The organism is Azospirillum sp., assembly GCF_035627195.1.
GTDB lineage: Bacteria > Pseudomonadota > Alphaproteobacteria > Azospirillales > Azospirillaceae > Azospirillum.
This window is the reverse complement of record NZ_DASPMG010000450.1, coordinates 18,708-29,327: the sequence shown is the minus strand read 5'-3', so window position 1 is coordinate 29,327 and position 10,620 is coordinate 18,708. Positions and strand designations below refer to the sequence as shown.

The window sequence follows — 10,620 nt, the reverse complement described above, 5'->3', positions numbered from 1 at the left end:
CGCCTGGATAGGCCTCCCGTCCCGGCGGGCGGCGCAGCAGGAGGGAGAGCTGGCGGTGCACGGCGGCGTGCTTGGTCAGGTCGTCGACGATGATCAGCGCGTGCCGGCCGCTGTCGCGGAAATGCTCGGCCATGGTGAAGCCGGCGTAGGGCGCCAGCCATTGCAGGCCCGGCGGCGCGTCGGCCGGGGCGATGACGAACAGCGTGCGCCCCAGCGCCCCGCCACTCCTCACCGCCTCGACCACGGCGCGCACGCTCGACGCCTTCTGGCCGACGGCGATGTAGACGCTGACCACGTCGCCGTCGCGCTGGCTGAGGATGGCGTCGACGGCGATGGAGGTCTTGCCGGTGGCGCGGTCGCCGATCAGCAGCTCGCGCTGGCCGCGGCCCAGCGGGAACATGGCGTCGATGACGGCGGTGCCGGTCAGCAGCGGCTCCGTCACCGCGGCGCGGTCGGCGATGGCCGGGGCCGGGCGCTCCACCGGCTCCAGCCGGTCCGCCGCCACGGGCGGGCCGCCGTCCAGCGGCCGGCCCAGCGGGTCCAGCACGCGCCCCGGCAGGGCATCGCCCACCGGCACGCGCACCACCGCCCCGGTGCCGTGCACCGTGGCGCCGGCCGACAGGTGCCGGTCCTCGCCCAGCAGGATGCAGCCGATGGTGCCGTCCAGGTCCACCGCCAGCCCCGGCACGCCGCCGGGGAACAGCAGCAGCTCGTCCGCCCGCGCCTCGGGCAGGCCGGAGACGCGGGCGATGCCGTCGCCCACCGATTCGATCCGCCCGACCGATTCGAAGCTCGGCCGGACGCCCAGCGCGTCCAGGCGCTGCCGGGCCTCGGGCAGCCAGGCGTCAAGCGCGTCGCGCAGCGTTGTCGTCATCGCGCGTCAGCTCCTCCATCGCCGCGGCCAGCGCCTGTTTCCAGGAGTGGCGCAGGACGGTGTGCGGGAAGTGCAGCTCCACCCCGGCGATCAGGCCGGGATCCTCGGCGAACGCCACGGCGACCGGCCGGCCCAGCGCCGCCGCCAGCCGCTCCTGCCAGCGCTCCCCCTCCGGCACCGTCAGCGGCGCGGACGTGACGAGGCGCACCGGCACCGGGTCGCCACCACCGTCGCCACCGTCGCCGGCCAGCGCCCGGCGCTGCGGTTCGGGCAGCGCCTCGACGCTGCGGCAGGCGGCCTCCAGGAAGCCCTCGGCCATGCCGTCGCCCGCCGTCACGCGCAGCAGCCGCGCCGCCACTGCGGTGCCCAGCGCGGCGGCGCGCTCGCGCAGGCCGGCCTCCGCCTGCCGCCGCTCCTCGGCCAGCCGGGCGCGCCCTTCGGCAAGCAGCCCCTCGGCCTCGCCGCGTGCCTTGTCCAGCAGGGCCGCGCGCTCCGCCGCCGCCTGCGCGCGGACGCCGGCCAGCAGCCGGTCGCGCTCGGCGGCGAGGCCGGCCTTCTCGGCATCGACGGCGCGCTTCCCGTCGGCGGCCTCGCGGCGCGCCGCGTCGGCCTCGCCGCGCACGCGTTCGGTCGCCGCCTGCCGCTCGGCGATCACCGCCAGCACCGGGCGGTACAGGAAATGCCGCAGCAGCCACACCAGGACCAGGAAGTTGACGGCCTGGAGAAGCAGCGTCCACCCGTCGAGATGCATGGATCGGCGTCCTCACACGAACGGGTTGGCGAACAGCAGCAGGAGCGCGATGACGAGGCAGTAGATCGCCATCGTCTCGATCATGGCCAGCCCGACGAACAGCGTGCGCGACAGCGTGTTGGCCGCCTCCGGCTGGCGGGCTATGGCCTCCATGGCGGCGGCGACGGCGCGGCCCTCGGCCAGCGCCGGGCCGATGGCGCCGACGCAGACGGCGACCACCGCGCCCAGGATGCTGATGGCGTGGATGTCCATGGCTTACCCCCTCTCGATGGTTCCGACGGCGCCGCCGATGAACACCGCGGCGAGGATGGTGAAGATGTACGCCTGCACGAGGCCCAGCAGCATTTCCAACGCCATCAGCGGCACCGGCACGAACAGCCCGGCCAGCGACAGCACGATGGCGATGACGAACTCCCCGCTCATGACGTTGCCGAACAGGCGCACGGACAGCGAGAAGGCCCGCGTCACCTCCGACAGCAGGTTGAGCGGCAGCAGGAACGGCGACGGGTGGGCGAAGCCCTTCAGGTACCCCCACGCCCCGCGCGCCCGCACGCCCAGCACCTGGCTGGCCAGGAAGACGATCAGCGCCAGCGCGGCGTCGGTTTCCAGGAAGGCGGTCGGCGCCTTCGCCCCCGGCACCAGCCCCGACAGGTTGGCGACCGCCAGATAGAGGAACAGCGTACCCAGCAGCGGCAGGTAGGGCGTGGCGTCGGCCTGCATGGTCTCCCCCACCTGCCGGCGGATGGTCTCGACAGCCAGTTCCAGCACCGCCTGCACGCGCCCCGGCCCCTCCACCCGCAGGCTCCGCGTCGCGAGGTACGAGCCCAGCGCCAGCACCGCCATGAGGACCCAGGTTGTGACCACCGGCAGCGTCACCGGCACGGGTCCCAGCGCGAAGACGACGGGTGCGGTGAGCGGCGAATCGATCATGGCCGCCTCCGCTCCGGCCGCACCAGCGCCATGCGCGCCGCCTGGAACCCGGCCAGCATGCCCAGCAGCGCCGCCGCCCCGCCCAGCCACGCCGCCAGCGTGAACGCCGCCCCCGCCCCGCCCAGTCGCGCCAGATGCAGCGGCAGCGCGCGCCGGAGATCGCCGTCCAGGTACAGCCGCGCCGTGGCGGCGAGGCCGCCGAAGAAGGCGGCGCCCAGCGCCGCGCCGGCCAGCGCCCCGATCAGTCCGTGCAGGAGAGTCATCGCGTCCATGGGCCTCAGCGCTCCTGCTCGATGCGTTTCCAGGCCAGCCAGCCGCCCAGCGCCACCCCGGCGAAGATCAGCGACGCGGTCCAGAACACCCCGCCGCCGGCCATCCCGTCCAGCCAGCGCCCCATGGCCAGCCCGGCCAGCGTCGGCGCCACCACCAGCCAGCCGAGCGCGCCGATGAGCGCGAGGTTGCGGCCGACCGGACGCTCCCCCTCCGTCACCCAGCGTTCCCGCCGCTCGCGGCGGCGGCGCACGGGCTCGGCCATGTGGCCATTTCCATTCCGGGCACCGTCGTGGTTGCCGTTCGGGTGGGTCATGGCGCTTCCTCCACACCGTCCCGCGCCGCCTGGACCGGCCCGGCCGGGCGCCGTTCGGGCCGCAGGTAGGCCAGGATGTGGCGCACGGCGGCAAGGTGCATGCGCCGGGCACCCACGCGCGCCTCCCCCTCCTCCTCGCCCGCCCGGCGGAAGCGGGCGAGCACCTCGTGCTCCAGCACCTGCAAGTCGTCGCCGGCCACCGCCTCGCGCGTCGCCACCGCGACGTGCCGCCCGTCCGACACCGTCAGCACGCCGCCGCGCACCGCGCAGTGCCCCTCCCGCCCGTCCGCGCACCGCCAGCTCACCACCGACACGGCGAGCGCCGTCAGCAGGTCCGCGTGTCCGGCCAGGATGCCGAAGGCGCCGCTGGCGTCCTCGGCGCGCACGTGCGCCACGTCCGCCACGCGGGCGGCGACGGATGTGGGCGTGGTGATCACGAGGTCCATCACGCCCCCCTCCCCTTCATCTCCCGCGCCCGCACCTCCTCCAGCGTGCCGGCCAGGAAGAAGGACGATTCGGCCCAGTCGTCGCCCTCGCCGTCGAGGATCGCGCGGCAGCCCTTCAGCGTCTCGGCCAGCGGCACCGTCACGCCGCCGCGCCCGGTGAAGGCCTCGGTCACCAGGAAGGGCTGCGTCAGGAAGCGCTGCAGCCGCCGCGCCCGCTTCACCGCGCGGCGGTCCGCGGCGCTCAGCTCCTCGATGCCGAGCAGCGCGATGACGTCCTGGAGTTCGCGGTAGTGCGCGATGGTGCGCCGCACCTCCTCCGCCAGCCGGTAGTGATCCTCCCCCACCACCAGCGGGTCGAGCAGGTTGGAGGTGGAGGCCAGCGGGTCGATGGCCGGGTACAGCCCCTCCGCCGCCATGGCGCGGGACAGCACGATGGAACTGTCGAGATGGCTGAACAGCTCGGCCACCGCCGGGTCGGTGAAGTCGTCGGCCGGGACGTAGACGGCCTGGATCGCCGTCACCACCGCGCCGGGCACGGAGGCCACGCGCTCCTCCAACTCGGCGATCTCGCTGGCCAGCGTGGGCTGGTAGCCGACGCGCGACGGCAGCCGGCCCAGCAGCCCCGACACCTCCGCCCCCGCCTGCACGAAGCGGAAGACGTTGTCCATCAGCAGCAGCACGTCGCGCGCCTCCTCGTCGCGGAAGTGCTCGGCGATGGTCAGCGCCGTCAGACCGACGCGCCAGCGCGCACCCGGCGGTTCGTTCATCTGGCCGAACACCAGCGCCGTGCGCGCCAGCACGCCGGAGCGGCGCATCTCCTCCCACAGTTCCTGTCCTTCGCGGGAGCGTTCGCCGATCCCGGCGAAGACGGAGATGCCGGTGTAGCGCTCGACCATGGTGCGGATCAGTTCCATGACCAGCACGGTCTTGCCCACGCCCGCGCCGCCGAACATCGCCGCCTTGCCGCCGCGCGCCATCGGGGCCAGCAGGTCGATCACCTTGATGCCGGTCTCGAACGCGTCGCGCCGCGGGTTGCGGCGGGACAGCGGCGGCGGCGGCTGGTGGATGGGCCGGCGCGGCGCGTCGGCCGGCAGCGCCGGCCCGCCGTCGCGGACCTCCCCCATGACGTCGAGCAGGCGGCCGAGCACCGCGTCCCCCACCGGCACGGCCAGCGGCCCGCCCAGCCGCCGCACCGGCGTGCCGCGGGCGAGGCCCGACGTGCCCTGCAGCGCGATGGCACGCACCGTGCCGGTGTCGACGTGCGCCTGCACCTCGGCCACCAGCCGCTCCGGCCCGTCCCACAGGATCTCCACCGCCTCCTGCAGCGCGGGCAGCCCGCCGGCGGGAAAGCCGACATCGAGGACGGAGCCGCGCACCGCCGTCACCCGGCCCAGGGCGGAGTTGGCCAAGGCGGGGTTGGCGGAATCGGCTGGAGTGGCGGGACGGTTCGTCATGCCGGCCGGACGGCGCGGAGGGGAAGCGCGGAAAGCGCACCGTGCCGGGCGGCACGGCATGACGAAGGATATACCCGTTTCAACCCGAGGGGGATGCCTCATCCCACCGCAGGCACGCAGGTCCGGAGATCAGTTCACGCAGTCCGGTTCGGCGAATCCCCAGGGGCCGGCCCGCCGCTGCCGCCGCCGGCGGTCGCTCAGCGCGTCGGCCACGGGGGCCAGTTCGGCGAAGACGTCCTCGCTCGACAGCCCATCGCGGCGCAGGACCGCCTGGGCAACGGGGTCGTCCAGAAGGTCGGCAACGCGGCATCGCCACGTCTGCTGAAGCAGTGTGTTCATGGCTGGTCTCGTTGCTGGAGTGGCTGGAATGGCCGATATGATGCTGGCCGGTATGATTCGGGCCGGCCGCGCCCGTCCGGCGTCGGCGGGGTGACCCTACCCGCCGGGGCCGCCCCGCGCAATCTGCCCCGACGGCTACCGCCCAAGGCACATCGTCCGATGGCGCGCTTGACCGCCATTTCCGGCCGCTATCCTCTGGCGCATGCTGCGGCGCGTGCTACCATCGCCGCCCCTCACAGCCGCGAGCCCAAACAGATGCCCGACGTCCTCACCCGCACCGAGTTCGACCGGCTGTGGAAAGACTTCATCCGCACGGCCACCACCGAACTCGGCACCCGCGCCGAGGTGGAGACGTTCCGCAAGGTGATGCTGAGCCAGACCGACGCCCTGCAATCCATGATCGGCGCGGTCGAGCAGATGAAGGAGCAGATCGAGGCGCTCTACGCCCTGCAATCCGCCCAGCACGCGCAGATCGCGGCGCTGAGCGTGGTGTGCGGCACGCTGGGCCACGGCCTCGTCGCCGCCGGCATCCCGGCCGCCGAGGTGCGCCGCGCCATCAACGGCGCGCGCGCCATCCTGCCCGAATCCATGCAGGCCGACGGCTCCCCCGCCATCGACGCCGTTCTGGCGATCGTGCGGGAGGAGTAGGGGCGGGGAATCCGGCGATTCGCGTCCGGGCGGGCTCCGCGCGTCAGGGATCGACCTTCCGCATGAACTTGAACCAGCTCTCGGTCGCCTGCGCGATCGACTGCGGGTCCCACAGCGGCGCCTCGCGCCAGTAGTCGATCTGCGCGACGATGCGCGACACCCCCTCCTCGAAGCTGACCTCGGGCTTCCAGCCCAGCTCGCGGGTGATCTTGCCGATGTCGGCGAAGGTCACGTCCGGCTCGCCCGGCCGCTTGGGCACATGGACGACCTCGCCGCCCAGCAGCTCGACCAGGCGGTTGACCGACTGCGGGTTGCCGCAGCCGACGTTCCACACCTCGCCCACCATCTCCGTCTCGGCCGCCGCCAGGAAGGCGCGGGCGAGGTCGGTGACGTAGACGAAATCGCGGCGCTGCGTGCCGTCGCCCACCACGGTGAAGGGCTTGCCGGCCAGCTTCTGCCGCAGGAACACGCCGAACACCGCCCCGTACGCCCCCGACGTGCGCGAGCGCGTGCCGTAGGCGTTGAAGATGCGGATGGCGTTGACCGGCAGGCCATACACGGCGTGCCAGTGGAAGGCCGACTGCTCGCCCTGGTACTTGCTCATCGCGTAGGGATAGAGCGGGCGGATCGGCGCGTCCTCGCGCGTCGGCGTGTCGGCAAGGCCGTAGCACGACGACGACGCGGCGTAGACGAAGCGCTGCGCGCCGGCCGCGCGCGCGCACTCCAGCATGTGGACGGTGCCCTGCGCGTTGACCGACATGTACTCCATCGGCCGCTCGATGGACGGCACGATGTCGCCGATGCCGGCGAAGTGGAAGACGTGGCGGGCGCCCGCGAACAGCGGATGCCCCGGCTGGAAGGCACGGATGTCGGCCTGCTCGAACACCACGTCGGGATTGCCCGCGTGGTGCGCGAGGTTGGCCTCGCGCCCGCCGGCGAGATTGTCGATGACGTGGACGCGGTGGCCGCGCTCCACCAGCAGGTCCACCATGTGGCTGCCGATGAAGCCGGCGCCGCCGGTCACCACCGCGATTGGACGTCCGCTCATGATCAGGCCGCCTTCAGCGCCTTGAGGCGGCGCACGTTGAAGTACCAGTCGTCGGTCATGCTGTCGGGCAGCTTGCCGGCCTTGAACGCCTTGCACAGGTCACGCACCGCATCCTCGATCGTGTGCCTGGGCTCGAAGCCGATGGCGCGGCGGATCTTGTCGGAGTTGATGTGGTAGGAGCGGATGTCGTCCGTCGGGGTCGTGGTGATCTCGATGTCGCCCTTCTCCGGAAACTCCTCCTGGACGACGCGCTTCACCGTGTGCGCGATGTCCATGATGCTCTTGTTCTGGTAGCCGGCGTTGAAGGTCTGGCCGGCGATCTTCCCATCGGGCAGCGTCAGCAGCAGCTTGTACAGGTCGCACATGTCCTGCACGTGCAGGTTCGGGCGCAGCTGCGAGCCGCCGAACACGGTGATCTTGCCGGCGTTGATGGCGTGGTTGGTGAGGATGTTCACCGACAGGTCCAGGCGCTGGCGCGGGGCGTAGCCGCACACGGTGGCCGGCCGGATGGTGACGCAGGTGAACTCCGGCGTCTGGTGCTTGAACAGCAGCGGCTCGCACATCCCCTTGTACTTGTTGTACAGGGTCAGCGGGACGAGCGGGTGGTCCTCGGTCACGTCCGGCTGCTCCGACACGCCGTAGACCGAGCTGGAGGAGGCGTAGATGAAGCGCTTCACGCCGGCCAGCTTGGCGGCCACCACCATCGGCTCGAACGCGTCGAGGTTGATCGAGGTGCTGAGGTTCTCGTCCAACTCGAAGCTGGCGTCGTTGGAGATGCAGGCCAGGCTGATCACCGCCTCCTGCCCCTTGAACGCCTCGGCCAGCTTCACGGTGTCGCGGATGTCGCCGGCGATCACGCGCAGCTTCGAGTTCTCCTTGGGCAGGAAATGGTCACCGAAGTACATGATGTCGTAGACGGTGACCTCGTAGCCGAGGTCGAGCAGCTGCGGGACCAGGAGCGAGCCGACGTAGCCGGCGCCGCCGGTGACCAGGACCTTCTTGAACATGCATCCACCCCTGAACTTAAAAGACCTTGAGCTTGAGACCGTGAGCTTGAGAGACGTGCCGCGCGCCCGCGCGGCGCCGCCAACGCCACGGCGAGGTGCGCGACCGCGCCGACGTCCATGCGTTCGGCGATCTGCGCCGGGCTGCGGGATCGCGTCTTTCGAAAGCATACCAGACTTTATCCCGCCTCTGGTGAATCAGGTCTTGCCGCCGGCCGCCGGATGTCCCGTTCCTAGAACGGCCCGGTGAAGCTCGTATCCGGGATGTCCAGCCGGTCGGCCGGGCCGATGGACGCGGTCGGATCCTCGTACGGCAGGCCCAGCGTCCGCCGCGCGGCGGCGACGATGTGCCCGACGCCGGGGTAGTAGTAGTTGGACAGCGCCCGCGTGGTCGGCGTCGGCGCGTCGGGCAGCGTCACGCGCACCGGCGGCGCCTTCAGGGCGCCGAACGCCTTCTCGGTGACGCGCGAGACGATCTCGCCCGCGAAGCCGGCCGTGTAGGTGGCTTGGTCGCAGACCACCAGCCGCCCGGTGCGGTGCACCGATTCCAGGATCAGCGTGTCGTCCAGCGGGTTCAGCGTGCGCAGGTCGATGACGTCGGCCTCGATCCCCTGCCCGCCCAGCACGCCGGCCGCCCGCATGGCCTCCAGCGTCATGAAGGAGGAGGCGACCAGCGTCACGTCGCCGCCCCGGCGCATCAGGTTGGGCACGCCCAGCGGCACGCGGTACAGCCCCTCCGGCACGGCGCCGTGGATGCCGTACAGCCAGCGGTGCTCGATGAACACGACGGGCGCGTCGTCCTCCACGGCGGCGACCAGCAGGCCCTTGGCGTCGTGCGGCGTCGCTGGCATCACCACCTTCAGGCCCGGAATGTGGGCGAACCAGCTGTGCAGGCTCTGCGAATGCTGCGGCCCCTGCCCCCAGCCGCGGCCGACGATCATGCGCAGCACCATCGGCGCCGTCGCCTGGCCGCCGAACATGTAGTGCCACTTGGCCGCCTGGTTGACGATCTGGTCGATGGCGACCATGGCGAATTCCAGGCGCATGTGCGCCATCACCGGCCGCGCGCCGACCAGGGCCGAGCCCAGCACCACGCCGGTGACGGCGCTCTCCGAGATCGGCATGTCGTAGACGCGCCCGGCCCCGTGCTTCTGCTGGAGGCCGGAGGTGGTGCCGAACACGCCGGTGGGGTCCGGCACGCCCAGCCCGATGACGTAGACGTTCGGGTCCGCGCCCAGCGACAGGTCGAGCGCCTCGTTGATCGCCTGGGAGAACTTCAGCTGCCGCTGCGTGTCGGTCATCGGGAGGCCTGCGTCGGGTAAACGTTCGCCAGCAGTTCGCTGCGCTCGGGGAAGGGGCTGTCCTTGGCGAAGGCGACGGCGGCGTCGACGACGCGGCCGATGTCCTCGCGCAGTTGCGCCTCCAGCGCGTCGTCGAGGACGCCGGCCGCGCGCAACGCGTCGCGGTGCAGCGCCACCGGGTCGCGCCGCCGCCACGCCTCGAACTCCTCGGCCGGGCGGTAGCCCAGGGCGATGTCGCTGGCCGGGCCGCAATGCTCCAGCCAGCGGTAGGTCTCCAGCTCCAGGAACTCCGGCCCGCCGCCGGCGCGCAGGCGCCCGATCGCCGCCGCCGCCAGCGCCGCCACCGGCTCCACCTCCTGCCCGTCGGCGCGCTCCGCCGGCAGGCCGTGGCCGCGCACGATGTCGGTGATGGTCCGCCCCTCGGGCTGGCGCGGTCCCATCGGCGTGTTGACCGAGTAGAAGTTGTTCTCGCACACGAACAGGATCGGCAGCCTGTGCACGGCGGCGAAGTTGATGCTTTCGTGGAAGACGCCGGTTTCCGCGGCGCCGTCGCCGAAGAAGATGGCGGTCACCCGGTCCGTCTCGCCGCGCTGGCGGGCGCCGAAGGCGGCGCCGACGCCGATCGGGATGGTGCTGCCGACGATCGGCACGCAGCCCAGGAAGCCGACGCTGCGATCGACGAGGTGCATGGAGCCGCCCTTGCCCCGCGCGCACCCGGTGTCCTTGCCGTACAGCTCCGCCATCATGGCCCGCAGGTTGCCGCCCTTGGCCAGATAGTGGGCGTGCGAGCGGTGCGCGCTCAGCACATAGTCCCTGGGTCCCAGGGCGGCGCACACGCCGGCGGCGATCGCCTCCTGGCCGATGCTGAAGTGCGTGGGGCAGCGCATCTCCTGCTCGGGATACAGGGCGGCGATGCGCTCCTCGGCCATGCGGATGTACAGCATGGTGCGGTACAGGTGCAGGGGGGTGGTTCCGCTCATTCTCGTGCTCTCCTGCGGGGGCTGGCCGGCGACCAGCCCGGGCGGTCCGCCCGGCTGCGGCTCGCGCGCGCCGAAGCGCACCGGAACACCGCAACCCGGTTCGGCGGCGATGGCGGCGGTGACGTCGCGCGGCGAGACCGGCTGGCCCGAGGCGATGTTGTACGCTCCGGCCGCGGCCGTGTCGACCTGCGCCGCGAGGAGGCCGAAGCCCCGGTCACCGTCTGCCGGGGGTGCGTCGAACGCCTTCATGCGCCGGGTC

Annotated in this window: 13 protein-coding genes and 1 pseudogene; 1 reads left to right on the top strand and 13 read right to left on the bottom strand. The window is 72.4% G+C overall.

From position 1 onward, the window contains the following. The 9 genes and pseudogenes from VED21_RS38535 to VED21_RS38495 form a co-directional block, all read right to left on the bottom strand. A pseudogene (locus VED21_RS38535) lies at window positions 1–874 on the bottom strand (F0F1 ATP synthase subunit alpha); the annotation flags it as partial. Further along, window positions 846–1,625: a hypothetical protein gene (locus VED21_RS38530; RefSeq protein WP_324891782.1), complete on the bottom strand. Its 780-nt coding sequence runs from the start codon at window positions 1,623–1,625 to the stop codon at window positions 846–848. The pseudogene VED21_RS38535 and the gene VED21_RS38530, both read right to left, overlap by 29 nt. A 12-nt stretch (window positions 1,626–1,637) precedes the next feature. Next, entirely contained in the window at window positions 1,638–1,877 is a 240-nt protein-coding gene (locus tag VED21_RS38525; protein WP_324891781.1) for a F0F1 ATP synthase subunit C, read from the bottom strand. A gap of 3 nt (window positions 1,878–1,880) precedes the next feature. Then, entirely contained in the window at window positions 1,881–2,555 is a 675-nt protein-coding gene (locus VED21_RS38520; RefSeq protein WP_324891779.1) for a F0F1 ATP synthase subunit A, read from the bottom strand. Further along, a complete protein-coding gene (locus VED21_RS38515) occupies window positions 2,552–2,827 on the bottom strand; it encodes an ATP synthase subunit I (RefSeq protein WP_324891777.1) in 276 nt (91 codons plus the stop codon). Before VED21_RS38515 ends, VED21_RS38520 begins: the two co-directional genes overlap by 4 nt. A gap of 5 nt (window positions 2,828–2,832) precedes the next feature. Continuing rightward, window positions 2,833–3,141, bottom strand: a complete 309-nt coding sequence (locus VED21_RS38510; protein WP_324891775.1) for an AtpZ/AtpI family protein — start codon at window positions 3,139–3,141, stop codon at window positions 2,833–2,835. Continuing rightward, on the bottom strand, window positions 3,138–3,587 hold the full coding sequence (locus tag VED21_RS38505; RefSeq protein ID WP_324891773.1) for a F0F1 ATP synthase subunit epsilon: 450 nt from the start codon (window positions 3,585–3,587) through the stop codon (window positions 3,138–3,140). Before VED21_RS38505 ends, VED21_RS38510 begins: the two co-directional genes overlap by 4 nt. After that, on the bottom strand, window positions 3,587–5,041 hold the full coding sequence (gene atpD, locus VED21_RS38500) for a F0F1 ATP synthase subunit beta (protein ID WP_349256351.1): 1,455 nt from the start codon (window positions 5,039–5,041) through the stop codon (window positions 3,587–3,589). The genes VED21_RS38505 and atpD overlap by 1 nt, the downstream gene beginning before the upstream one ends. 129 nt (window positions 5,042–5,170) lie before the next feature. Beyond that, window positions 5,171–5,380 (bottom strand): hypothetical protein, encoded by a 210-nt coding sequence (locus VED21_RS38495; RefSeq protein ID WP_324891771.1) that lies wholly within the window; start codon window positions 5,378–5,380, stop codon window positions 5,171–5,173. Between the two features lie 255 nt (window positions 5,381–5,635). Between VED21_RS38495 and VED21_RS38490 the strand changes: the two genes are divergently transcribed. Beyond that, window positions 5,636–6,028, top strand: a complete 393-nt coding sequence (locus tag VED21_RS38490) for a hypothetical protein (protein ID WP_324891769.1) — start codon at window positions 5,636–5,638, stop codon at window positions 6,026–6,028. A gap of 43 nt (window positions 6,029–6,071) precedes the next feature. Here VED21_RS38490 and VED21_RS38485 read toward each other — a convergent pair whose 3' ends face one another. From VED21_RS38485 to VED21_RS38470, 4 genes are all read right to left on the bottom strand, one after another. Continuing rightward, window positions 6,072–7,076, bottom strand: coding sequence for an NAD-dependent epimerase/dehydratase family protein (locus VED21_RS38485; RefSeq protein ID WP_324891767.1), 1,005 nt, complete (start codon window positions 7,074–7,076; stop codon window positions 6,072–6,074). Window positions 7,077–7,078: 2 nt separating this feature from the next. After that, the gene (locus tag VED21_RS38480) at window positions 7,079–8,083 is read right to left on the bottom strand and encodes an SDR family oxidoreductase (protein ID WP_324891765.1); all 1,005 of its coding nucleotides are present in this window, start codon (window positions 8,081–8,083) and stop codon (window positions 7,079–7,081) included. Window positions 8,084–8,313: 230 nt separating this feature from the next. Then, window positions 8,314–9,381, bottom strand: coding sequence for an alpha-ketoacid dehydrogenase subunit beta (locus tag VED21_RS38475; protein ID WP_324891763.1), 1,068 nt, complete (start codon window positions 9,379–9,381; stop codon window positions 8,314–8,316). Further along, window positions 9,378–10,610: a thiamine pyrophosphate-dependent dehydrogenase E1 component subunit alpha gene (locus tag VED21_RS38470; protein ID WP_324891760.1), complete on the bottom strand. Its 1,233-nt coding sequence runs from the start codon at window positions 10,608–10,610 to the stop codon at window positions 9,378–9,380. The genes VED21_RS38475 and VED21_RS38470 overlap by 4 nt, the downstream gene beginning before the upstream one ends. Between the last annotated feature and the right edge of the window lie 10 nt (window positions 10,611–10,620).